This is a genomic window from Mucilaginibacter sp. OK283 (genome assembly GCF_900110415.1).
GTDB lineage: Bacteria > Bacteroidota > Bacteroidia > Sphingobacteriales > Sphingobacteriaceae > Mucilaginibacter.
The window spans coordinates 511,250-534,777 of the sequence record NZ_FODR01000003.1; the positions used below are offsets into that span (position 1 = coordinate 511,250).

The window sequence follows — 23,528 nt, forward strand, 5'->3', positions numbered from 1 at the left end:
TATGCAGATCAAAATATTAAAACCCGGCTTAATGAGCACCATACAGGATTTGGGGCGCTACCAATATCTTTCGCAGGCGGTGCCGGTGTCGGGAGCTATGGATACGTTATCGGCCCGTATTGCAAACATGGTCGTTGGTAATGGCGACAACGCCGCCGTAATTGAATTTACCTATGCTGACGCGGAATTTATTGCCGAAACCGACCTGCTGATTGCTTATGCAGGTGAGGGCGCGGTATTTCAATCAGGCGACCAACCATTATCACCGGAGCGTCCTCTTTTTGTCCCATCGGGAGCCATCATAAAATTAATAAATAACCCATCGGGCAGCCGCACTTACCTGGCCATTGCCGGTGGCTGGGATGTGCCCGAAATTTTGGGAAGCAAAAGTACCTGCCTGGTCGCCGGGTTTGGCGGGTTGGAAGGCCGGGTGTTAAAACGCGGTGATGTGCTCATAAATGAGCAAAAATTAACAAGTATTGCACAAGTAATAGTAGAAAAATTCAGAGAAATACAAAAAAGTGTAAAGAAAGATCAGGTTTTTTACCTTCCATGGAGCATTCCCCGGCGCGCGCATTTGCCGGCCGATGGTAAAACAATAAGGGTGGTGCCGGGTAACGAATTTGGCTGGTTTAATGGCCGCAGCATCGCCAATTTTTTGTCGGAACCATACATCATTGGCAGGCAAAGTAACCGCATGGGCTACCATTTGGAGGGCGCAGTGATGGAACGTTTAAAAAAGGATGAATTGTTAAGTACCGCCGTAACACCAGGCACCATACAGGTTACCGGAAACGGCAGCATGGTGCTTTTGATGGCCGATTGCCAAACTACCGGAGGGTATCCGCGAATAGCGCAGGTAGCCGCTGTAGATATGACTTTATGCGCCCAGCTTAAACCCGGCGACGCCATTTATTTTAAAGATATCACCCGGCGTGAAGCAGAAATGCTGTATATTGAACGTGAACAACTATTGCACCAGCTAACCATTGCTGTGCAAAACAAATTTTTATAAAATACTACCATGCAAAGCATAGACCTGAACTGCGATATGGGCGAAGCATTTGGCAACTACCCCATGCCCAACGACGAAACCCTGATGGACTACATTACATCGGCCAACATAGCCTGCGGCTTTCACGCGGGCGACCCGGAGGTAATGCAGCATACCGTTGGCATGGCGGTAAAAAAAGGCGTGGCCATTGGCGCCCATCCCGGCTTGCCCGATTTGCAGGGCTTTGGCAGGCGCGAGATGAAGATATCGGCAAATGAGGCCTACCAGATGACCTTGTACCAGGTAGGTGCCCTATCGGGTTTTGTTAAAGCTGCTTACGGTAAACTTCATCACGTAAAGGCGCATGGGGCATTATACAATATGGCCGCAAAGGATGTTAGCCTGGCCAAAGCCATTGCCGAAGCCGTACACGATTTTGATTCTTCGCTAATATTGTACGGACTGGCCAATAGCGAAATGATTACCTGGGCCAAAAAACTGGGTTTGACAACCGCATCCGAAGTATTTGCCGACCGTACTTACCAGGACGACGGGTCGCTTACCCCGCGTACCCAGAGCAACGCGTTGATAACCGACGAACAGCAATCCATCAGCCAGGTGCTGATGATGGTAAAGCAACAACAGGTGATTTCGGCCAATAACAAAACCATCAGCCTTAAAGCCGAAACGTTATGCTTGCACGGCGATGGCGCATATGCCGTTGAATTTGCCAAAAAGATAAACGAAAAACTGAAAGCCGAAGGCATAAGCATTAAAGCACCGGCGCAATAAATGAAAAAGCAGCGCAACTGGAGTGTTTTAATGGGCGCCGCCTTCCTGATGGCATCATCAGCTATAGGGCCGGGGTTTTTAACGCAAACAGCTGTTTTTACCGCGCAGTTGGGTGCAAGTTTTGGTTTTGTGATATTGCTGTCGGTGGTGCTGGATGCTATTGCTCAACTCAACATCTGGCGTATTATTACCGTGGCCGGTAAACCCGCGCAGGATATTGCCAACCAGCTTTTGCCCGGCCTGGGTTATTTTATTTCGCTGCTGGTGTTTTTGGGTGGTATGGCGTTCAATATCGGCAATATAGCCGGGGCCGGGCTGGGCCTCAATGTGCTGTTTGGTGTGAGCGTAGGGCAGGGGGCTGTCATGAGCGCCATTGTGGCCATTGGCATATTTATTTATAAAGAATCGGGCAAAGCGATGGATTTGTTTGCCAAATGCATGGGCTGCCTCAAAATAGCGCTGGCCTTATACGTTGCTTACATCAGCAACCCGCCGCTGGCCCAGGCGGCCATCAGGGCGGTGAATCCAACGCAGTTTAGCTTTACTGCGGTACTAACCATTGTTGGCGGCACTGTTGGCGGCTACATTACCTTTGCCGGAGCACACCGCCTGCTGGATGCAAAGATCACCGGGCAACAGAATTTGCCGGTGGTTAACCGGGGGGCTTTAAGCGCCATCGGGCTTGCATCGCTGATGCGGTTGTTGTTGTTTATAGCTGCTTTGGGTGTTATAACTGCAGGCGGCAAGCTCGATCCCGCTAATCCGGCGGCTTCCATATTTCAGCTGGCTGCGGGGCAGGTTGGTTATAAGCTTTTCGGGGTTATCATCTGGGCGGCCGGGATCTCTTCGGTGGTGGGCTCGGCTTATACATCGGTTTCGTTTATCAGGAGTTTTAGTCCGCTGATATTGAAATGGAACCGCGAAATTATTATCGGTTTCATTATGATATCCTGCTGTATATTTTTGGCTATAGGCAAACCGGTGAAAATACTATTGGTAGTTGGGGCCATCAACGGCTTTATATTGCCAGTTGCCCTGGGCGTAATGCTGGTTGCGGCTTACTGGTCAAAAATCATCGCATCCTACAAACAGCCTTTATGGCTTACCGTTTTAGGCGTGCTGGTAGTTGGCACCATGACCTGGATGAGCATCGGGGCGATAGGGCAGATGTTGGGGTGGTGAGTAGTGAGTGGTGAGTGGTGAGTTGTGAGTTGTGAGTTGTGAGTTGTGAGTGAGTCAGTTCGCTGTCCGATTCTCTGGTTTCGGATGATTATGCAGATAGTCTCCGACTATCGAATGATCAGGGAAAACGCATTTTGTTGGGTTAACATAACTTAACACATTTCAGATAAAATATTTATAAGTAATTGGTAATCAATATATTGTATTTTATCATGGTTAACACTAAACTGATAGCGCAATTTGGGCGCATCCACATATTTGTGCCTGTTGCTGACCAATACCAGTCCCTTTGGTACCTGTTGCCCGATTCTCTGGATGATTATGCCGATAGTCTGTGACTATCGAATGATAAGGTGATGGATCGGCAATTGAAGCAACATGGATTGCCTATTTTAAAAATTGGTCAAAAAAACTTATTTTTGATCAATTGATCATTAATGAAAAACATCAAAGATGAACTACAAAATATCATTCTCGGAGATGAACCTGCTGGCCAGGCAAATAAACTCAAAAAAGCCCAATGTTTCCTTAGATCAGATGCGGCAGCAGGCTTCGCAGCTAAAAAACAGCAGTACGTCAAAAGTAAAGAAACAGCAAAACTCTTAACTTTCGCCGAAAGGGAGAATCTTTTCTATACTCCGCTAATCCTGCAAAGTGATTTTATCAGCGAAGGCGCCGAACAAAAAGTATACAGGCTTAATGGAACCCACGTTGTTAAAACCAATGCAGGTATCTTTTATGAAAGCTGGCTTGATTATTTCAATAGTCTAATTATTCACAATTACTTTTTCCCAGCTACTGCATATACATTCCTCGGTTTCAAAATAATTAACGATGAGCTTAATGCAGTAGTTATGCAAGAGTTTATAGTTGCTTCCGAGCCAACAGACCTTACTGCCGTTAAAAACTTTTTAGAATTCAATAATTTTCGCAATAATCGCAATAACGATTATATCAACAATAAGCTGGGTTTAATTTTTGAAGATCTGCATGATGAAAATGTGCTCTCTTTCAATGGCGTCCTTTTCTTTATTGACACTATATTTTATTTAACACCAGAATTTTATTTAACACCAGGTTTTTATATTTCCTGAGTTCCTCCGCTGTCCGATTCTCCGACTTCGGATTTAGAATTTACAACACGTTCGCTTGAACGCGGGCTACGACTCACCCGGTCGAGGCTACGCCCGACCACCCTCTCTTCACCTGCGGTGGAAAGATGGTTTTGTATGTAATTATTTTATAATCAGCCATTTAAAAATATATATTTCCACGCCCCTCTTTCCGGCGAAGCCGAAGAGAGGGTGGCGGGCGCAGCCTCGCCGGGTGAGTCTTCGCCGTCACGCGATATGGATCATCGTCCCTTCATTGGAAGCATAAAAACATTGGCAAACCAAATTTAAACAGCCTCTAATAATCCTGTAGTCGGAGAAACAGGCGTAATGGTTCGAAGTCCAGAGAATCGAACAGCGGGAGTATTAAGTCAACAGTACTAAGTCTTAAGTCAACAGTGTTTTTTGGGGCTTAGAGCTTAACACTTTGGGCTAAAGGCTATCCGTCAATGGGTAACTCACCTACTATTTACCATTATTTACAAAGTTTACATTTTTATTTACAATCCAAATTCGTCGCCCCGCAAAATATCAAAGTAGGTTTGCTGAATCAATTTTAACAGGATATGAAAAATAAAAGAAATGTTTTGTACAGTATGGCTATCATGCTGGTTGGCGTAATTTATTTTCCCGCACAGGCTCAACAAAAAAACGGCACTCATCGCGCTGATTTTTCTGGCGAATGGAAATCCAAAGAGTCGATAAGTATGGGTGGAAATATTGTTTGCACATATGATGAGGGTGATCGTATGCTATCTAAAACAATGAAAATAACAGCGCAGGCAGATTTTATGACCATAGAGGTGCCAAACCCGTCTGCTGGCGCAGCGCCTGTTACAAGCCAGGAGAAACTGGCCTTCGACGGTAAAACAAGCGAAATTAATCATGGCCGGGGAAGAGGAAAGAAGTTTACCGTAAAGTTGTCGGCTGATGGACAAACGATGACTGTTAACTCAATTGTATACCTGATGATTGGTCAAAAACAAAAATTTGTTACCGTTATAGAGGTTTGGAAGTTGAGCAATGATGGCAAGTCTATTTCTGTTCAGACCAATGCAAAATCAACCATATTCGACAGCGGGCGTTCCTGGAAGACCGTATTCGATAAAGCCGGTTAGTATTCAAAAACTCCGATAGTTTTAGCGCAAGTCTTGTGCGTTTGGATGTGGGTGGCTGACTTGTGATATGGGGAACTTTTTTAGGACGAGACACTTCATAGAATCAAAACTTTCAGACTAAGAAAGTCACAAGTCCACCATCGCTCAATGTCCACAACACAAGACTTGCGCCAAGGAGGGGTTACTTTTTTTGATGCCACCTACTTGCTACGAAGCCCCCTTTGCAGGTTGAAACAGGGCGTATACTTAGCATGCGGGCCACAAGCCGGGGACGCTTGCGGCAGCGGAGCGCGAGAAGGGCAGCGTAAAAACAGCTTGCTGGAGCGGGGAGACTGGGTAAATATAGAGTTGACCAAGGCTACTCAAAACGATCAAAGTCAGTCTAAAAAGACTTTGGATCGCATTGGCAAAGGTGAGCTGCATATTCGGGATCTTGGATTTGTTACTATGAAGTACCTTGTAAAGGTGATTAAGGAAGGGGCCTTTTTCTTAAACAGGCTGCATCCCCAGTGGAAACCAACTCAATGTGATAATGGCAAAAGAATAGATTGGACATCGCTCTCTAAAAGAATGATCAATAGCAGAGAAAGCCATTTTGAAACTAATGTTAATATAGGAACCGGAGAAAATGCGTTTAGCTGCCGATTGGTAGCGGTTCCCGTTTCTGAACAGGTCTGGACAGAACGAATAAGAAAAGCACAGAAAAAACTTAAAAGCATGGGCTCTGAACTTTCAGACGAGTATAAAGCCCGTTGTCGTTTCAGCATATTCATAACCAATGTAGGTGAGCAACAGTTCAAAACAGCAGATGTGATCCAAGTGTACAGATTAAGGTGGCAAATTGAACTTGTATTTAAATCATGGAAGTCGCTCCTCAGTATTCATAAAGTTAAGGCGGTTAAAAAGGAAAGGTTAGAATGCCAATTGATAGCTAAATTTATTTGGATACTATCAAATTGGAAAATATTTCGATGCATTAACTCCTTTATTCAAAAAACTTCAAAAAGGAATTACGCATGCTCAATGTTGAAATTCTTTAAACAAGCCCGGAGATACAGCCAGGCTTTCAGAGTGGAGATTTCGCTCAATCTGACCATCTGATTCCGGTTTAAAGTGACCACCTGTTCCTGGTTCAAACTGACCAGGGTATTCCGGATCAAACTGACCACCCTTTTTTGGTTTTATGCTTTAAACACTGATTGCCCCGTTTAAATGCTCTATACAGTTGCCGGTTGAACAGGTTTATGTGGAGCCTCATAAACATATACGAAGTTGCTCTGTAACGTCTATTAAAGCAATGAACGGCCATCGCCAGAAGGACATACCTGGTAATTATCCAATTTTCTAAGCTTCTAAAAATATAAAGAGAGATTACAGCTTGAGCGGCGGCAGGCCAAATGGAAATGGGTAAATAATTATCTTTGTTATGCTGCTAAAGCATAAGCTGCATTTCTTTGCCAGCAAAATAGGTGGTCAGTTTGCCACGGAACAGGGTGTAACATATTTCCGAAACATCCAGCTTGACGAGCAAAGCTCTCAACCCTGTCAATGTCAGCTTTGGAGAAACTATTTGCGTGTGGACTTTCGGTATTAAAAACCCCAATAACCTCATCATTTACAATCAAAGGAATTACAAGTTCGCAATTTATCTCAACGCCGGTAAAATTTTGATAGAGACTGGTTAAACCTGAAGCATCGTTCGCAAAATCTGGAATATAAACATAATCTTTTTTAGTAACGGCTAACCCGCTAATGCTGTCGTTAATCTTGTAAGTTTGCCCCTTGAATGCTTTTAGCGAAGCCTCTGCAACGATGGTCAGTTCGTCCCGACTTTTATCCAATAATGCGATGTTGCCGATTTGATTTTTGGCCAGATTTAATGCTTTATCAAGTATGAATTCCAATATGTCTTCCAAATTCCTTTCCTTGCCAGTCATTAACATATCAATATGCATCAGACCATTTAGTAATGATCTACTAAGTGAAAGTTCCTGCACAAGCTGAAAATTTTTAATTGCAGTGGTTGCTTGCGAAACCAAAGCGGACAGTAAATTAATATCAGCTTGGCTAAAAAATCGTTCCTCGTCACTTTCAAACATATAAACCCCTATCGGCTCATCATCTATCAAGACTGGAAAAGATGCCGCGGATAAGACATTCTTATCGACATTAGTTGGGTTTTTCTTAGAAAGGAACGAACTGAACCTTTTGTAATCGGCTTTCTCCCCAATACGATTATTTACTTGCTTTTTCCTTTCTAATACAGCTTTGCCACTCATACCATCTAATATAGAATATTGATATCCGACTTGATTTGAGTAAGCGTCAGAAGTATATTTGATTATTAATGTCCCCTGATTTTGATCAAGGCTGGCGTAATAACCGAGTGGAATGTCAAGCATTGCAAGACACTCTTTTAAAATGGCTTCGAGTATGCTATTTGTCTTTAAATCAGCATCTTGGCCGCTTGTTAGGTCCTTGACATTTAATATCGTGGTCGAAAAAGAAAGCTTCCTCAACAATTTCTCCTCTTCCTTTCGTGCGGCATAACTTGTTGCCCGTATCAATGAAATTGATAGACAGACCAATATGCCAGTTTTCGCCACCAAGCCTATCGCAAAGCCTACATTGTCAATTTTCATTAAGATATTTGCAGCGTCGGGCTGTTCGCCCTGCAAAATCCATAGAAATTGGATAGACGCATACAGCAATGCGAAACCATACAGTATTTTTTTTCGGTGCAATTTCTGTGTGAAATTCTTGAAATATATCGCGAGTGTTACAAGTGCACCAAAATCAAATAGAGCTGCTGGAATATATCGTAAATGTATGAGTGGAACCAAATGGAGTGATCCAGGGATTGATTTGGCGACACAAGCAATAATCCCTATGAGGTAAATCAACCAATTGGGTACCTTCTTCAGTTTATAAAGAAATCCTTTTTCAAAAGTATCTTTAACTGCAAAAAGGAAGAACGACATGCACACAATGTCTAAAAAGGTTCTTGTAGGAACACTAATGATGGGATCGATTTTCAATTTTCTCATTAAAGCGTTCACGAAAAGATAACCAGCATTAATGCACCATCCTATACAGATAAGTTTAAAAGCTTTAAAGTTAAGACGGTAGGCTTGGAAGCTTTGTATAGCAAGACAAAGGACAATCGGGATTTGAATAAGCGTTAAATAATAATTAAGCTTCGGGTCAAAGAGGATGGATTTTAGAAAAAATACTATTGACATTGGGATAGGTTGGGTTTATTAAAGTATTAATTTTCTGTTAATTATAAAAAATAAAATTCATATTTCCTAATACAGAAGATGACACGCCGCCCCACGAGATATTTTTATTCCGAGCTGATTGGGTAACAAAGATGTAATGGGTTTTAATCTGTCTAAAGTCGGAGACTTCGGATGACTATGCCGATAGTTAAAGACAGTGGTTTGAGAACTGAAGACCGAATAGAAGTTTTGGATTTAAAAGTTAATAAAGACAGGCTTTGCTTACCCCAAATTTGCTAATGACTAAATGAATCGCCAACTTGAGGCAGCGATTTGCGACTTGTTGTAAAACAACCACAAAACAACCAACCATATGAAATTATATAAACTGATCCTGTTTTTATTGAGCTTAAATGTTGTGGTATATGCCCAGCAGCATGTTAAACCTGTACCTGTTGAAACGGGGGTATCGTACAGGTTGGCGCAGTACAGGCATTCGGTAATCAGTAATGTGGAATATGACCTGTCGTTTTTGGTGCCGTTGAAACGGGCTGATGATATCGCCGGTGTGGCGCATATCGCATTTGATTTAAAAAATGCCGGCCAGCCGCTGCAAATTGATTTTAAGCAGGACGCACAGCACATTAAAAATGTACGGTTGGCCCAGGGGCGGGTAATCCCTTTTGAGGCGAAGGACGAACATATCATTATAGATACTAAATATTTAAAGGCCGGGCGTAATGATATCACTGTTGATTTTGTGGCCGGTAACGGATCATTAAACCGTAACGACGATTATTTGTATGCGCTATTTGTGCCCGACCGCGCCCGTACTGTTTTCCCTTGTTTTGATCAGCCTAATTTGAAAGCTACTTTCAAATTAGGCCTGAGGGTACCCAAGGAATGGAAGGCATTGGCCAATGGCAGCATAAAGGATGTAACTGATGAGGGCGACTTTAAGCGTTATGTTTTTAATACCAGCGATAAATTGCCCACCTACCTGTTTTCTTTCACCGCGGGGGCGTATGCTGATGTAAGGCAGTTGATAGGCGGGCGCAGTGTCGAGTTTTTGCACAGGGAAACAGATTCGACCCAGATCAGGTTGAGTGTCGATTCGATATTTAAAGCCCACCGGGATGCCATTAGCTTTTTAGAAAACTGGACGGGCATACCTTACCCTTTTCAAAAAGTAGGCTTTGTGGCCATACCCGATTTTCAGTTCGGCGGCATGGAGCACCCGGGCGAGATGCAGTACAAGGCCTCGGGTTTGTTTTTGGATGAGGGAGCTACCAAAGATCAGTTCATCGCCCGGTCGAACGTAATCTCGCACGAGACAGCGCACATGTGGTTTGGCGATATGGTGACGATGGAGTGGTTTAACGATGTGTGGATGAAGGAGGTGTTTGCCAATTTTATGGCCGATAAGGTGACCGAAAAACTAATGGGCGCCGAAACCTTTAACCTTAAATTTTTGCAGGACCATTACTCGGCAGCTTACGGAATTGACCGCACCATGGGTGCCAATCCAATTAGGCAGCAGCTGGATAATTTGCAGGATGCGGGCTCGCTTTACGGCAATATTATTTACCACAAAGCCCCCATTATGATGCGTCAGCTGGAAAGCCTGATGGGGAAGGCCAATTTTCAGAAAGGCATTCGCGAATACCTGAAAAAGTATGCTTACGGCAACGCTACCTGGCCGCAGCTGATTGCTATCCTGCGCAAATACAGCACCGCCAACCTGTACACCTGGAACAGAGTTTGGGTAAGCCAGCCCGGCAGGCCGGTGTTTGATTATAAAGTGAGTTACAACGATGGTAAAATCGGCGCTTTTACCATCAGCCAGCATCCCGAAGTTGGCGCGCCACGCATATGGCCGCAGGTGTTTAATATTACGTTGGTGTATCCGGGTTATAGCAAAAACATCCCGGTGAATATGAACGCGCGGCAGATTGTACTAAAGGCGGCTGCGGATTTGGCGAAGCCGCTGTTCATTTTATTTAATGCGGACGGGATGGGCTATGGATTGTTCCCGGCGGATAAGGCGATGACAGCCAGTCTGTTTAATTTAGAAAGCCCGCTGCAACGGGCTTCGGCTTATATTAACGGGTACGAGAATATGCTGGCCGGGCGTGCTTTTAAACCGGCTGAACTGTTAAAGCTTTACCTGCACGGCATCAGTATCGAGAAAAATGAAATGAACCTGCGCCTGCTTACCGGCTATATTACCAGCATATTCTGGACGTTCACCTTGCCAAAAGACCGGCTCATTATAAGCACCGAGTTGGAGCACACCCTATGGCAGGCCATGGAAAAACAAACCGCCGCGAATAACAAGAAAATACTGTTTGGCGCTTACCAAAACACCTGCTTAAGTGCCGAAGCTAAAAGCCGCATTTACCAGGTATGGCTAACCCAAAAGTCACCGGCCGGTGTTAAACTGGCCGAGGATGATTATACCGGTATGGCCCTTTCCATAGCCCTGAAAAGCGATACCCTCACATCTGTACTAAAACAACAGCAAGCCCGGATAAGCAACCCCGAACGCAAAAACAGGCTGGCTTTCCTGGCGCCCGCCCTCTCGCTGAATGTGCAGGAACGCGACGCCTTTTTCAACAGCCTGGCCGAACGAAAAAACAGGGCAAAAGAAGCCTGGGTTACCACAGGGCTGAGTTATTTAAATCATCCGTTAAGACAAAGCACCTCCATCAAATACCTGCCCAAAAGTTTAGATTTGGTTGAAGAGATCCAGTGCACCGGCGATGTGTTCTTCCCGCAATCGTGGCTGAGCGCGGTATTTGGGAGTTATCAAACCAAAGAAGCTTATCAAATTGTGCGCGAATTCCTGCAACGGCATCCTGGTTATAATCCTAAGTTGAGGGATAAAATATTGCAGGCTACTGATAATTTGTATAGGGCGCAGGGGATATTGGGGCGGTGATTTATTCTGTCAATTCCATTAATTTGAGTAATCCTGATTCAGACAAAAAAAGCCACCCTCAACAGGTGGCTTTTCCTAAATATCCTAAAAAGTAATTATCCTTTTTTATCAATCTTAGTCACGGGAGATACATAAGCCTGTACGATAACATGTTTTATAACCTCCTGTTTCATAGCGGTTGGCGCAACATGGTTCGCATTTAAATGCGGCGCGATAACCAGCGAAACTATCGACATCAGCTTGATCAGGATGTTCATCGACGGGCCCGAAGTATCCTTAAACGGATCGCCTACGGTATCGCCGGTTACGGATGCTTTATGTGGTTCTGATTTTTTGTAGTACATCTCGCCATTGATCAGGCAGCCTTTTTCGAACGATTTTTTGGCGTTGTCCCATGCACCGCCGGCGTTGCTCTGGAAGATACCCATCAACACGCCCGATACGGTTACACCGGCCAATAAACCTCCCAATACTTCGGGGCCAAAAGCAAAGCCGATAATGATTGGGGTGATCAGCGCGATTAAACCAGGGGCAACCATTTCGCGGATGGATGCTTTGGTTGAGATAGCCACGCACTTTTCGTATTCGGGCTTGCCTTCATAGGTCATAATACCCGGAATTTCGCGGAACTGGCGTCTAACCTCTTCAACCATGGCCATGGCAGCACGGCCTACTGCCGAGATACACAATGCCGAGAAGATGAAAGGGATCATACCACCCACAAATAAGCCAGCCAAAACATCGGCCTTATAAATATCAATATGCTCGATACCTGCAACACCCACAAAAGCAGCAAATAAAGCCAGTGAGGTTAACGCAGCCGATGCAATGGCAAAACCCTTGCCAGTAGCGGCGGTAGTGTTACCTACAGCATCTAAATTGTCTGTACGGTGGCGAACTTCTTCGGGCAGGCGGCTCATTTCGGCAATACCACCAGCGTTATCGGCAATTGGTCCAAAGGCGTCAATAGCTAATTGCATAGCTGTTGTTGCCATCATACCTGCGGCCGCTATAGCTACCCCGTATAAACCCGCAAAATGGTACGAGCCATAAATGCCCGACGCCAAAACCAGGATCGGTAACACGGTTGATTCCATTCCTATAGATAAGCCACCGATAATGTTGGTAGCGTGGCCTGTAGATGACTGGCGGATGATGCTCAATACCGGGCGCTTACCCATGGCAGTATAATATTCGGTAATGATGGACATCAAAGTACCCACAACCAAACCTACTACTATCGACATAAACACGCCGTTTTTGGTAAACGGAATTATACCCGCTTTAACAGCTCCGTTAACTTCATCGCGTACCATGTGAAATTCGCCCTCGGGCAGCATCCATTGTACTACAAAATAAGTGGCTATCGCGGTTAAAATGATAGATGCCCAGTTGCCTATGTTCAGTGCTTTTTGCACACTGTCTGTTTCGCTTTTAATCCTCACCATGGCAGCGCCAACGATCGAGAATATCAAACCTAAACCGGCTATAACCATAGGCAACAGGATAGGGGCAATACCCCCAAAAGCATCATGAGACACAATTTCGCGGCCCAGCACCATGGTAGCCAGCATTGTAGCCACGTATGATCCGAATAAATCGGCGCCCATACCGGCAACGTCGCCTACGTTATCGCCTACGTTATCGGCAATGGTGGCAGGGTTACGCACGTCGTCCTCGGGGATGCCCGCTTCTACTTTACCCACAAGGTCGGCGCCCACGTCGGCAGCTTTGGTATATATACCGCCGCCAACACGCGCAAACAATGCGATCGACTCGGCACCTAACGAAAAACCGGCCAAAACATCAAGGGCTTTTGCCATAGCCTCGCCGTTTACGGTGCTGCCTGCAACATTAACTACATAAAACTGGTAAAATAATATAAACAGCGACCCTAAACCAATGATGGCCAAACCGGCCACACCGAGTCCCATTACAGTACCGCCGGTAAATGATACTTTTAATGCCTGCGCCAAACTGGTACGGGCTGCCTGTGTAGTGCGCACATTGGCTTTGGTTGCAATGCGCATGCCCAGGTAACCGGCAAAGGCCGATAAAAATGCTCCTATGATAAATGATACGGCAATTACCGGGCTTGATGTGGCCACGGTAGTACCACTCCAGGCCAACAGCAGGGCTGCTACGGCAACAAAGCCGCCAAGTACTTTCCACTCGGCGCGTAAAAATGCCATTGCTCCATCGGCAATGTAGCCGGCCAGCGTAACCATATCGCCATCGCCGGCATCTTGTTTGGTAACCCAGGCGGCTTTAACAGCCATAACGGCAATGCCGATGAGCCCAAACACCGGAATTAAGTAAATTAAGTAAGAGTTCAAAAAGTCCATAGTAACAATTTTGGTTTTATTAAGTAAGTTGCTAAGTCACGAAGTCTTCAGTCGCAAGTCAAAAGTTTTATTCCTTTTTCTTTTAGTACTTAAGACTACTGACTTAAGACTAACGACTCAATACTACACTGGCTATAGCGGGGTTTAATTGGTGCTTGCAAAATAGTAAATTTATTTTCTTTACAATAGCCTCTCAATATTAAAGTTTTTTGAATAGTTTAGGGCTTTAAACCCTTTTTTAATTTATGGCAAAAGATTCCGGACAACCAAAAATGAAACATGAACTTGGCCTGCTTGATGGCACCATGCTGGTAGCAGGCTCGATGATAGGCTCAGGTATATTTATAGTTGCTGCCGACATTGTACGCAATGTGGGCTCAGCAGGTTGGCTGATAGCCATTTGGCTCATCACCGGTTTTATGACATTGACAGCAGCATTAAGTTACGGCGAGCTGAGCGGCATGTACCCCAAAGCAGGCGGACAGTACGTTTACCTCAAGGAAGCCTACAATAAACTTATAGCGTTTTTATATGGCTGGAGTTTTTTCGCGGTGATACAAACCGGCACTATAGCTGCAGTTGGGGTGGCTTTTTCAAAATTTACAGCATATTTGATCCCGGCGGTAAGTGAAGATAATATTCTTTTTCAGCAGGGCTTTATAAAAATCAGCGCGGCACAGCTTGTTTCTATCGGTGTTATTTTAATATTAACATTTATAAATACCCGCGGTGTTAAAAGCGGCAAACTGATACAAACTACTTTTACATTAACCAAACTGTTAAGTTTATTCGGGTTGATTATTTTTGGTTTCGTAGCCCTGAAGCCGGATGTATGGCATGCCAACTGGAGTAATGCCTGGGATTTACACAACCTGAATAAAGATGGCACTTTCACAAAATTGGGCCTTGGGGCTGCATTGGGGGCAGTAGCTTCGGCCATGGTAGGTTCGATATTCAGCAGCGATTCGTGGAATAACGTAACTTTTATAGCGGGCGAAATGCGTAATCCCAAGCGTGATGTAGCATTGAGCTTGTTTTTGGGTACCATGATAGTTACGATTATTTATGTAGCTGCCAACGTTGTTTACACAGGCGTATTACCGTTGCATGAGATTGCTACAGCCGAAAAGGACAGGGTTGCGGTAACTGCATCGCATGTTATTTTTGGAGATATTGGTACTAAACTGATTGCTGTGATGATTATGATATCAACCTTTGGCTGCAACAACGGTTTAATTATGGCGGGAGCAAGAGTGTATTATACCATGGCAAAGGACGGTTTGTTTTTTAAGAGGACAGGTGAGTTAAATAAGTCTGCAGTGCCTGAGTTTGGTTTGTGGATACAGGCTGCGCTCGCATCGGTACTTTGCTTAAGCGGACGTTATGGCGATTTGCTGGATATGATATCATTGGTAGTGGTAATATTTTATGTGCTTACCATTATTGGTATTTACATTTTGCGTGTGAAGAAACCCGGGTTAGACCGTCCTTATAAAGCTTTTGGATACCCTGTGTTGCCTGCCATTTATATTTTAATGGGAATTGCGTTTTGTATCCTGTTGCTTATTTACAAAAGCACCTATTCGGTATTTGGCCTGGGTATAGTGTTGATTGGTATCCCGATATATTATTTGACCAAGGGGAACGTTAAAGAGCAGGATGAAGCGGCTATTGATAGTTAGTTTATTTTTAATTACCGGGCAGGCTTATGCCCAGGACCTTCAATCAAGATTATCGGCGGCATTTGGCCGGTTACAGGCCGATAGCCAGTGCCGTTATGCATCGCTTTCGCTAACTGTTTTGGATGCCAAAACCGGCGAACAGGTATTTGCCGCCAACCCCAATATGGGGCTGGCTACGGCATCAACCCTGAAAACTATTACCAGCATTACAGCCTTTAATGTTTTAGGGGCCGATTTCAGATACCAGACCCAATTGGGCTACAACGGCGAAATTGCTGCTGACGGTACGTTGAACGGCGATATCATCATCAAAGGCTCGGGCGACCCAACCCTGGGCAGCTGGCGGTATGAGCAAACCAAAGAAGCACATGTGCTGGCCTTAATGGTTGATGCACTTAAAACTGCCGGCATCAAAAAAATAAACGGGCGCGTTATTGGCGACGATAGCATCTTTGGCACCCAATCTATCCCCGAAGGCTGGATTTGGCAGGATATTGGCAACTACTATGGTGCCGGAACATCGGGCCTTTGCTGGCGCGAAAACCAGTTTGATATTAAGCTGCGCACCGGCGCTGTGGGCAATCCTATTGGCGTTTCGTACACCGTGCCCAACGTATCGTACCTTACTTTTAAAAGTGAATTGGTTAACGGCCCCGCGGGCAGCGGCGATAATGCTTACGCCTTTTTGCCCGTTGGCAGTAAAGTAATGTACCTGCGCGGCAGTTACGCTATTGATAAAGATAAAAAAAGTATTTCGGCCGCCATACCCGACGCGGCCTACGATGCGGCCCTACGATTGTCGGATACGCTGAAAAAATTAGGTATCGCGGCGGGGTTCGACCCCGAATCTGTTGCAACTTTAACCGCGAAAGGCTTAAAAGCGCCTTCAATCTCCAAAAATCTCACCGCAATTCAATCGCCGCCATTAAGCCGGATCATTTACTGGCTCAATCAAAAAAGTATTAACCTGTATGCCGAGCAACTGCTTAAAACTATCGCCTGGAAACAGGGCCGTAAACCTACCACAACAAATGGGGTAGAGGAGGTACAAAAATTCTGGCAGGCCCGGGGGATAGATGCCAATAGTATGAACACCTACGATGGCAGTGGCCTGTCGCCCGGCGATAGGGTAAGCACCAATACCATGACCCGCATTTTGCAATCGGCCAAAAAAGAAAGCTGGTTTCCTGATTTTTACGAAAGCCTGCCCGTTTACAACGACATGAAAATGAAAAGCGGCAGTATCAACAGCGTGCTTTGCTATGCAGGTTACCAAACCCACAACGGCCGCGAGCTTTGTTTTTCCATCATGGTTAACAACTTCAGCGGATCGGGCAGGGGGATAAAGGAAAAGATGTTCAGGGTGTTGGATGTGTTGAAGTAGGAGGCCCCTAACCCCCTGAAGGGGGGACTTTTTGATTGGTGTGATTGTATTCAGGTTGTGAGAAATAAATAGAGCGTGAGAATGTGCGATTCCTTACCTTGGGGAAGGAGGAGGTAGGGGTTTAGCCACCTGTTATTAGTCTTTTCAATTCACCGTTTTTAGTTATAATTTACTGCTCTGTAATTCGTTATGTGTTGATATTAGCCTAATTTGTTTTTAAACCTGAATCATGAAAATATTAACCTTAACCCCGCGCAAACCCATTGTTTACTCACCCGGAATGATCAGCCTTGTATTGTTGCCATTATTTTGCCTGGTTTATTTAAAGCAGCACAAAGCATTTGTGCGTTACAGTGCCATGGATATAGCGGTATGGAGTCCTGAATGGAACAGCCGGTTACCAAAGCGGCTTCAACGGGATTTTCCGCCGGTTAGAAACTATCTCAGAATAAATTTAGATGGCAACGAAATTGGCGATAAGGCCCGCCTCGATTTCGCCCGCCTTGAAATCAGAAAAATGCTGGCTTCGGGAGATACTGAAAGGGGTATAGATTTTCATTTCTGGAATACCGCGAAATACCAGGCATTTATTACCGCTATTGATATTTGCCAAACGGAGAATGCCGGCATTTATATTCCTTATAAAGACGATATTTACGTAATAGTTCCAAAACGATAGTTTTAAAAAAGCCGGATTATACCGGCCGTCCTAAGTAATTTACAAATCAATATATTATGAAAAAATTAAACACGGTGATAATCCTTTTTGTGTTTTTTGCCTTGTCGGCCTGCAAATCCAAACCCAACCCTGCCGACGCCGTTCAAAGCATCCGCTTTAAGTTTACGGAGCTGGGCCGCGAAACACAGTTCAGGATCCCCTGTGATAAATTCAGCTATTATTTTCCGGCAAGCAGGATTAAGATTTTTACAAAACCCACAGCCATTGATAGTGTGATGCACTTGCTCGATGGCATGAAACCGGCCGGCGAAGGCGTTCAGCCCGATGTACGGGGGCAGATTCTCATTACCCATGTGGGCAATGCCATAGATACTGTATGTGTAGGGGTAAAGGCCCTTGAATATAAGGGTGCCACTTACGAAACGCCGCAGGAGTTATTGGTGTTGATACAGAAATAAAAACTCGGAAGAATGTGTCATCGCGAGCGTAGCGCGGCGATCGCGGACATTGCAGGTCATTCACGCGTAACTAAGAGATCGCCACGTCGTTCCTCACTATAATGGCGTGTTTGTAAGTTTATTGATTACCAGTATAGAAAACCGTCATTGCGAGGTACGAAGCAATCCCTGATATGCTAAGTCCCACATAGTTCGGGATTGCTTCGTACCTCGCAATGACGGAGGTTTAGGACATCAATTTAATTATATTTTGTTGTGCGTCATAACGTTTTTTTTAATTTTTACCTGATCGGTACACGCAATGACATGATGAAATATTACTTACGCGTAAGTAACATTCAAAGTAAATGGTACGCTCAGCGCTTTTGATATAATGCAATTTGCTTTTGCATCTTCGGCGATGGCTTTAAATTTAGCTTCATCAACACCGTCAATAACCGATGCTTTCAGTTCTAAATGAATACCGGTGATGCTCAGGGCCTGCATATCCAGGTCAAGAATGGCATCGGTGGTCAGGTCGCCAGGGGTAAAGCCGGCTTGTGACAGGGCAGCGCCAACAGCCATGGTAAAGCAGCCTGCATGAGCGGCGGCAATCAGCTCTTCGGGATTGGTGCCAATGCCATCGGCAAAGCGGGTTTTAAATGAGTATTGAGTTTTGTTAAGCACGGTGCTTTGCGTAGTGATTTCTCCGCTGCCGGCCTGTAAAGTGCCGTTCCAATGGGCGTTTGCTGTACGTTTCATAGTTTGTGGTTTTTGTTTGTCCATGGTCCATAGTCGATGGTCCATGGTATTGTTGTGATTAATTGATTCTAAATGCATGTCTATGGACTATCGACCATAGACTATCGGCTAATTCCATTTCGCCCGAACGTACTGCTCCGGCCATTCTACTTCATGCCCCAGCTCATGAGCGGCACGTAAAGCAAAATGCGGGTCGCGCAGCATTTCGCGGGCTATAAATACAACATCGGCTTCGCCTTCCTGTATAATTTCATCAGCCTGGTGCGGTTTGGTTATTAAGCCTACTGCTCCGGTAAGTATACCGCTTTCTTTTTTAACTTTCTCGGCAAATTCAACCTGGTAACCTGGTTTTAACGCTATTTTAACCCCGGCAATGTTGCCGCCGGTCGAGCAGTCAATAAGGTCGATACCTTTATCTTTTAATATTTTGGCAAGCGCTACCGAGTCATCAGCCGCCCAGGCGCCTTCCGTCCATTCGGTTGCCGATATGCGCACAAACAGCGGGTTTTCGGCAGGCCAGGCTTCCTGTACACTTTCAATTACTTCCAGTAAAAAACGGATCCGGTTCCCGAACGGGCCTCCGTATTCATCTGTACGTTTATTACTTGCCGGCGATAAAAACTCGTGCAATAAATAACCGTGCGCGCCATGTAGTTCAATTACGTCAAAACCTGCGGCCAAAGCCCTGGCAGCGGCGGCTTTAAAATCAGCTTTAATTTTGTCGATGCCGGCTTTATCCAGTTCTAAAGGCGCCTCTTCACTGTCGATAAAAGCGATTGGGCTTGGCGCGTATGATTTCCACCCGTTAGGTTCATTGGATGGCACCTGCTTGCCCCCCAGCCAAGGCTGCAGGTGGCTGGCCTTGCGGCCGGCATGTGCCAGCTGTGTGCCTGCATACGCGCCATGAGCGTGCAAAAAATCGGTGATTTGTTTTAATTTGGTAATATGTTCGTCCTTATAAAGGCCAAGGTCGGCAGATGAAATGCGGCCTTCGGGCGATACGGCGGTGGCTTCGGTGATAATTAAAGCAGCACCGCCAACGGCCATGCTGCCCAGGTGTACCAGGTGCCAGTCGTTAGCGAAACCGTCTTCGCTGGAATACTCACACATGGGCGATACCACGATGCGGTTTTTAAGTTCGATGTTCTTTATTTTAAGCGGTGAGAATAGATGCGGCATATGTTTTTGTTTGGTACAAATATGGTAAGTAACATTGATTGTAACCACACTGTTTTGTAAAATAGATATAAGCTGAAAGCCAAAGGCCTAAAACAGAAAGCTAATTGCCGGAAAAAAGTTTTTAGCACCGGGACCTGGTTTTATGCCTTTCCGTCGCGCGTAAATTCTTTAGCTTTGAAAATCATCGGAGATTGCTCAACCAGTTATGGATAACAAAAAATATATCGAACTAACAGTTGCTGACGGAAGTACAATGGCTGTTTACATAGCTGTTCCCGAAGACAATAAGCCGAGCACGCCAGCTATTATTGTATTGCAGGAGGCATTTGGCGTAAATAACCATATTCGACAAGTTGCCGAAAGATTTGCAGCCGCGGGCTATGTAGCGGTGGCTCCTGAGCTTTTCCATCGTACGGCCCCAAAAGGTTTTGCAGGTGATTATGCCGATTTTAGTACGGTAACACCACACACATCAAAACTAACTAATGATGGTTTTAAGGCCGACCTGGAAGCTACCTGGGGATGGCTAAATACGCAAACCAATGTAGATATAAGCCGGGTTTATGCCATTGGTTACTGCATGGGCGGTCGGGTAGCTTTTATAGCCAATGCCTTACTGCCCCTAAAAGCTGCTGTATCCTATTATGGCGGCGGGCTTGATAAAGTTGCGCACATGGCGCCCAACCTGCATGGCAAACACTTGTTTATTTGGGGTGGTAAGGATGCGCATATTAAGGATGACAACATCAATGTTGTTATAGGTGCAGTTGAAGCTGCCGGCAATGATTACATGAACGTAAAAATATCTTATGCCGACCACGGTTTTAACTGCAACGAGCGGTCAAGTTATCATGAAGCTGCATCCAAAGAAGCCTGGGCTTTAGTTATGGCTTTTTTGGAAGGGGCTTAAAATAGCGGGTTGTTTCAGGATGCAGTTTCTTCTTCTTCCTCGTCCTCATACCTTTCATCTTCCAAATCCAGCCGGCAAATCCAAACCCCCAACAACAAAGGGAGTAAAAATGGCAGCAGCATGGCCGATAGTTCAAATGGCGAATAGGCGTTTTTAGCCGCTGATGCGCCAAGAAATACCAAAATAACAACAATACCTAAGGCAACCGACACCCGTTGTTTAACAGCAATTACGGTTGAATTCCTGGTCATTCGTGGGATAATAAAAGTAAGCAACGCGCCCAGCGGGCAGGTAAATACCATTAACACGCCAACCGATAAGGGATATTCTTTAATAAAGGCGATGGATAGTATACTCCCGGTGTGAAAGAAAAACTGGCTGATAAGAATTTGCAGCACAGGCGCTATGATCACCATAGTTAACCACACCTTAAAACTGTAAAATTGCGCCGGATCCATAGGCTGTTATTGTTAAAAAAGTAAATATAAAAGATATCAGCTTTCAAACAAGGGATGCGCCGTACGCGGCAAAAAATAATGCGAAACAATGCTTAAGTTTGAAATGTTAAGGCTGATTTATGTACTCACACTGTTAAATAATTGGTAATTTGACTACATATACAACCCTGATTATTTTAAGCGGACTGGTCATTTTCTCGTACCTGTTCGATTTGATAGCCGGTAAAACCAAAATCCCTTCGGTTATTTTATTGCTGATGCTTGGCATCGCGATACATTTTACTGTTGATTATTTTGGGGTGAAAATGATCAATTTTAAGGTGATTCTGCCTACGCTTGGCACGTTGGGCCTTATCCTTATTGTATTTGAGGGAGCGCTGGAACTGCGGTACAACAGCGATAAAAATGCCATCATCAAAAAAGCGTTCTTTTCGGCATTTGCCATTTTATTGGTTAGCGCTTTTGCCATTACATTTATCATCAGGTATTTAACAGGGCAAAGCTTTTATCTGTGCTTTGTAAATGCCATACCTTATTGCGTGGTCAGTTCGGCAGTGGCTATTCCATCGGCATCCAATCTTGGTAAAAACAAAAAGGAATTCATTATTTACGAGTCTTCTTTCTCGGATATCCTTACCGTGGTGCTGTTTAACTTTATAGTTCGTAACCAGCAAATTGATGTGGTATCGTTTATAAAACTCGGCGCCGAACTTACAGGCATTATTATTGCAGCCATTATATCCTGCCTGCTGTTGCTTTACCTTATTGGCCGGTTAACGCATCACATCAAATCGTTCCTTATTATCGCGTTGCTCATATTGGTTTATTCGGTAGGGCAATCGTTCCATTTATCGGCATTGATAATTGTACTGGCACTGGGCCTGTTCCTGAATAATGCAAACCAAATCAGTTTTCCGTGGTTCAGGAAACTGTTTATCTATCCAACCTTTCAACACGATATCAAACAGCTTTTCCAGCTATCTGCCGAGAGCGCTTTTTTAATGCGCACGTTCTTTTTCATAGTATTTGGTTATACCATGGATATTTATGAATTGCAGGATATTACCTTGCTGGCAACCGGCGGTGCCGTACTGGTATCCATTTACCTGGTCCGCTTTTTATACATCAAATTCGTATCCAAAACCGACCTGATGCCCGAGTTAGTAATAGTACCCCGGGGGCTAATCAGCGTACTGCTGTATTATAACCTGCCGGATAATTTGAAGATACCGCAGGTTGGTACGGGGCTGTTGTTTATTGTAGTATTGGGTACAAGTTTGATATTGAGTTTAGGGTTGTTTGCGACGAGGAGGAATCTGAATCAGAATTTACAGGATTAAAGAATTTGCAGAATATTCGATGCATACATTCTGTTCATTTTAAAATTCTGTAAATTCAGATTCAGACTTTAGCAAGTTCCGGGTTTTATCGCATCCGCTATCAGCCTACATTTGTTTATAAATAACAAATAATATTATGAACACACAGGAAAATATTAATTACGACCGTATTGCCGAGGCAATAAATTACATAAAACTCAATTTTAAAACCCAGCCAAATTTAGATGAAGTTGCCGAAAAGGTTAACCTCAGCCCCTTTCATTTTCAGCGTTTGTTTACCGATTGGGTGGGCATCAGCCCTAAAAAGTTTTTGCAATACTTAAGCCTGGAATATGCCAAAGGTATTTTAAAAGATAAGCAGGCAACCTTGTTTGATACCGCCTATGAAACGGGCCTGTCGGGTACCGGGCGTTTGCACGACCTGTTCATCAACATTGAAGGCATGACCCCTGCGGAGTACAAAAACGGCGGCAAAGAGTTGAGCATAAACTACAGCTTCGCCCAAAGCCCCTTTGGCAATATCATAGTGGCATCAACCCCCAAAGGTATTTGCTATATGGCCTTTGCCGACGACCATGCCGACGCTTTAGATCAACTTAAACAGCATTTCCCTAACGCGGCCTACACACAGGTAGTTGATATGATGCAACAGGATGTTTTACATATCTTTAAAAAAGACTGGTCGCAATTGCCGGCAATTAAATTGCACTTAAAGGGCAGTAGTTTTCAATTAAAGGTGTGGGATGCCTTGTTAAAAATACCTATGGGGGGCTTATGCAGCTATGGCGATGTTTCGCAAAAAATACAATTGCCAAATGCCAGCCGGGCAGTAGGCAGCGCCATAGGGGCCAATCCGGTAGCGTTTTTGATCCCTTGCCATAGGGTCATCCGGTCGACAGGCGAATCAGGGCAATACCATTGGGGGGCAACCCGTAAATCGGCAATTATAGGCTGGGAGGCAGCAATGGTTAATCAACCGGTATCAATATAAA

Annotated in this window: 20 protein-coding genes; 15 read left to right on the plus strand and 5 right to left on the minus strand. The window is 44.7% G+C overall.

Annotated elements, in window-relative coordinates:
• Position 1 precedes the first annotated feature (1 nt).
• The 7 genes from BMX56_RS10365 (at position 2) to BMX56_RS10390 (ending at position 6,299) form a co-directional block, all read left to right on the plus strand.
• On the plus strand, positions 2-1,015 hold the full coding sequence (locus BMX56_RS10365) for a 5-oxoprolinase subunit C family protein (RefSeq protein WP_090646216.1): 1,014 nt from the start codon (positions 2-4) through the stop codon (positions 1,013-1,015).
• Positions 1,016-1,024: 9 nt separating this feature from the next.
• Entirely contained in the window at positions 1,025-1,786 is a 762-nt protein-coding gene (locus BMX56_RS10370; protein ID WP_090645669.1) for a LamB/YcsF family protein, read from the plus strand.
• Positions 1,787-2,968 carry an NRAMP family divalent metal transporter gene (locus BMX56_RS10375; protein ID WP_090645673.1) on the plus strand — a complete coding sequence of 394 codons (1,182 nt, stop codon included), beginning with the start codon at positions 1,787-1,789 and terminating at the stop codon, positions 2,966-2,968.
• A 212-nt stretch (positions 2,969-3,180) separates the two neighbouring features.
• Positions 3,181-3,306, plus strand: coding sequence for a hypothetical protein (locus tag BMX56_RS30500; protein ID WP_255369817.1), 126 nt, complete (start codon positions 3,181-3,183; stop codon positions 3,304-3,306).
• Between the two features lie 99 nt (positions 3,307-3,405).
• Complete coding sequence (locus BMX56_RS10380) at positions 3,406-4,062, plus strand: putative polyvalent protein kinase domain-containing protein (protein ID WP_090645677.1); 657 nt, start codon at positions 3,406-3,408, stop codon at positions 4,060-4,062.
• Between the two features lie 584 nt (positions 4,063-4,646).
• Positions 4,647-5,198: a hypothetical protein gene (locus tag BMX56_RS10385; protein WP_090645681.1), complete on the plus strand. Its 552-nt coding sequence runs from the start codon at positions 4,647-4,649 to the stop codon at positions 5,196-5,198.
• Between the two features lie 147 nt (positions 5,199-5,345).
• Positions 5,346-6,299, plus strand: a complete 954-nt coding sequence (locus BMX56_RS10390) for an IS4 family transposase (protein ID WP_090645686.1) — start codon at positions 5,346-5,348, stop codon at positions 6,297-6,299.
• 323 nt (positions 6,300-6,622) lie between these two features.
• Here BMX56_RS10390 and BMX56_RS10395 read toward each other — a convergent pair whose 3' ends face one another.
• On the minus strand, positions 6,623-8,440 hold the full coding sequence (locus BMX56_RS10395; RefSeq protein ID WP_090645691.1) for a GAF domain-containing protein: 1,818 nt from the start codon (positions 8,438-8,440) through the stop codon (positions 6,623-6,625).
• Between the two features lie 352 nt (positions 8,441-8,792).
• On the opposite strand from BMX56_RS10395, the gene BMX56_RS10400 reads away from it, so the two are divergent.
• Positions 8,793-11,360 carry a M1 family metallopeptidase gene (locus BMX56_RS10400; protein WP_090645695.1) on the plus strand — a complete coding sequence of 856 codons (2,568 nt, stop codon included), beginning with the start codon at positions 8,793-8,795 and terminating at the stop codon, positions 11,358-11,360.
• A 95-nt stretch (positions 11,361-11,455) separates the two neighbouring features.
• Here the strand turns inward: BMX56_RS10400 and BMX56_RS10405 are convergent, their stop codons facing one another.
• Positions 11,456-13,705 carry a sodium-translocating pyrophosphatase gene (locus tag BMX56_RS10405; RefSeq protein ID WP_090645699.1) on the minus strand — a complete coding sequence of 750 codons (2,250 nt, stop codon included), beginning with the start codon at positions 13,703-13,705 and terminating at the stop codon, positions 11,456-11,458.
• Positions 13,706-13,977: 272 nt separating this feature from the next.
• Here BMX56_RS10405 and BMX56_RS10410 point away from each other — a divergent pair, with 272 nt between their 5' ends.
• The 4 genes from BMX56_RS10410 to BMX56_RS10425 all read left to right on the plus strand — a co-directional run bounded on the left by BMX56_RS10410 (position 13,978) and on the right by BMX56_RS10425 (position 17,908).
• Positions 13,978-15,387, plus strand: coding sequence for an APC family permease (locus BMX56_RS10410; protein WP_255369818.1), 1,410 nt, complete (start codon positions 13,978-13,980; stop codon positions 15,385-15,387).
• Complete coding sequence (dacB, locus tag BMX56_RS10415; RefSeq protein WP_090645708.1) at positions 15,365-16,771, plus strand: D-alanyl-D-alanine carboxypeptidase/D-alanyl-D-alanine endopeptidase; 1,407 nt, start codon at positions 15,365-15,367, stop codon at positions 16,769-16,771. Before BMX56_RS10410 ends, dacB begins: the two co-directional genes overlap by 23 nt.
• 229 nt (positions 16,772-17,000) lie before the next feature.
• Positions 17,001-17,450 (plus strand): hypothetical protein, encoded by a 450-nt coding sequence (locus BMX56_RS10420; RefSeq protein WP_090645712.1) that lies wholly within the window; start codon positions 17,001-17,003, stop codon positions 17,448-17,450.
• 56 nt (positions 17,451-17,506) lie between these two features.
• On the plus strand, positions 17,507-17,908 hold the full coding sequence (locus tag BMX56_RS10425; RefSeq protein WP_090645716.1) for a hypothetical protein: 402 nt from the start codon (positions 17,507-17,509) through the stop codon (positions 17,906-17,908).
• A 321-nt stretch (positions 17,909-18,229) separates the two neighbouring features.
• On the opposite strand, the gene BMX56_RS10430 is transcribed toward BMX56_RS10425, so the two are convergent.
• A complete protein-coding gene (locus tag BMX56_RS10430) occupies positions 18,230-18,649 on the minus strand; it encodes an OsmC family protein (RefSeq protein ID WP_090646220.1) in 420 nt (139 codons plus the stop codon).
• A 108-nt stretch (positions 18,650-18,757) separates the two neighbouring features.
• The gene (locus BMX56_RS10435; RefSeq protein WP_090645720.1) at positions 18,758-19,828 is read right to left on the minus strand and encodes an NADH:flavin oxidoreductase/NADH oxidase; all 1,071 of its coding nucleotides are present in this window, start codon (positions 19,826-19,828) and stop codon (positions 18,758-18,760) included.
• A gap of 205 nt (positions 19,829-20,033) precedes the next feature.
• Here BMX56_RS10435 and BMX56_RS10440 point away from each other — a divergent pair, with 205 nt between their 5' ends.
• The gene (locus BMX56_RS10440; RefSeq protein ID WP_090645726.1) at positions 20,034-20,738 is read left to right on the plus strand and encodes a dienelactone hydrolase family protein; all 705 of its coding nucleotides are present in this window, start codon (positions 20,034-20,036) and stop codon (positions 20,736-20,738) included.
• A gap of 14 nt (positions 20,739-20,752) precedes the next feature.
• Here the strand turns inward: BMX56_RS10440 and BMX56_RS10445 are convergent, their stop codons facing one another.
• A complete protein-coding gene (locus tag BMX56_RS10445; RefSeq protein WP_090645731.1) occupies positions 20,753-21,196 on the minus strand; it encodes a hypothetical protein in 444 nt (147 codons plus the stop codon).
• A 149-nt stretch (positions 21,197-21,345) separates the two neighbouring features.
• Between BMX56_RS10445 and BMX56_RS10450 the strand changes: the two genes are divergently transcribed.
• A complete protein-coding gene (locus tag BMX56_RS10450; protein WP_090645735.1) occupies positions 21,346-22,536 on the plus strand; it encodes a cation:proton antiporter domain-containing protein in 1,191 nt (396 codons plus the stop codon).
• 136 nt (positions 22,537-22,672) lie between these two features.
• The gene (locus BMX56_RS10455) at positions 22,673-23,527 is read left to right on the plus strand and encodes a bifunctional helix-turn-helix domain-containing protein/methylated-DNA--[protein]-cysteine S-methyltransferase (protein ID WP_090645739.1); all 855 of its coding nucleotides are present in this window, start codon (positions 22,673-22,675) and stop codon (positions 23,525-23,527) included.
• Position 23,528 lies beyond the last annotated feature (1 nt).

Coding starts and splice junctions, on each gene's coding strand:
- BMX56_RS10375 (WP_090645673.1), top strand. CDS start 1,787: ATGAAAAAGCAGCGCAACTGGAGTGTTTTAATGGGCGCCGCCTTCCTG.
- BMX56_RS10440 (WP_090645726.1), top strand. CDS start 20,034: ATGGATAACAAAAAATATATCGAACTAACAGTTGCTGACGGAAGTACA.
- BMX56_RS10370 (WP_090645669.1), top strand. CDS start 1,025: ATGCAAAGCATAGACCTGAACTGCGATATGGGCGAAGCATTTGGCAAC.
- BMX56_RS10390 (WP_090645686.1), top strand. CDS start 5,346: ATGTCCACAACACAAGACTTGCGCCAAGGAGGGGTTACTTTTTTTGAT.
- BMX56_RS30500 (WP_255369817.1), top strand. CDS start 3,181: ATGGTTAACACTAAACTGATAGCGCAATTTGGGCGCATCCACATATTT.
- BMX56_RS10385 (WP_090645681.1), top strand. CDS start 4,647: ATGAAAAATAAAAGAAATGTTTTGTACAGTATGGCTATCATGCTGGTT.
- dacB (WP_090645708.1), top strand. CDS start 15,365: ATGAAGCGGCTATTGATAGTTAGTTTATTTTTAATTACCGGGCAGGCT.
- BMX56_RS10405 (WP_090645699.1), bottom strand. CDS start 13,705: ATGGACTTTTTGAACTCTTACTTAATTTACTTAATTCCGGTGTTTGGG.
- BMX56_RS10400 (WP_090645695.1), top strand. CDS start 8,793: ATGAAATTATATAAACTGATCCTGTTTTTATTGAGCTTAAATGTTGTG.
- BMX56_RS10410 (WP_255369818.1), top strand. CDS start 13,978: ATGAAACATGAACTTGGCCTGCTTGATGGCACCATGCTGGTAGCAGGC.
- BMX56_RS10455 (WP_090645739.1), top strand. CDS start 22,673: ATGAACACACAGGAAAATATTAATTACGACCGTATTGCCGAGGCAATA.
- BMX56_RS10425 (WP_090645716.1), top strand. CDS start 17,507: ATGAAAAAATTAAACACGGTGATAATCCTTTTTGTGTTTTTTGCCTTG.
- BMX56_RS10445 (WP_090645731.1), bottom strand. CDS start 21,196: ATGGATCCGGCGCAATTTTACAGTTTTAAGGTGTGGTTAACTATGGTG.
- BMX56_RS10430 (WP_090646220.1), bottom strand. CDS start 18,649: ATGAAACGTACAGCAAACGCCCATTGGAACGGCACTTTACAGGCCGGC.
- BMX56_RS10395 (WP_090645691.1), bottom strand. CDS start 8,440: ATGTCAATAGTATTTTTTCTAAAATCCATCCTCTTTGACCCGAAGCTT.
- BMX56_RS10420 (WP_090645712.1), top strand. CDS start 17,001: ATGAAAATATTAACCTTAACCCCGCGCAAACCCATTGTTTACTCACCC.
- BMX56_RS10380 (WP_090645677.1), top strand. CDS start 3,406: ATGAAAAACATCAAAGATGAACTACAAAATATCATTCTCGGAGATGAA.
- BMX56_RS10365 (WP_090646216.1), top strand. CDS start 2: ATGCAGATCAAAATATTAAAACCCGGCTTAATGAGCACCATACAGGAT.
- BMX56_RS10435 (WP_090645720.1), bottom strand. CDS start 19,828: ATGCCGCATCTATTCTCACCGCTTAAAATAAAGAACATCGAACTTAAA.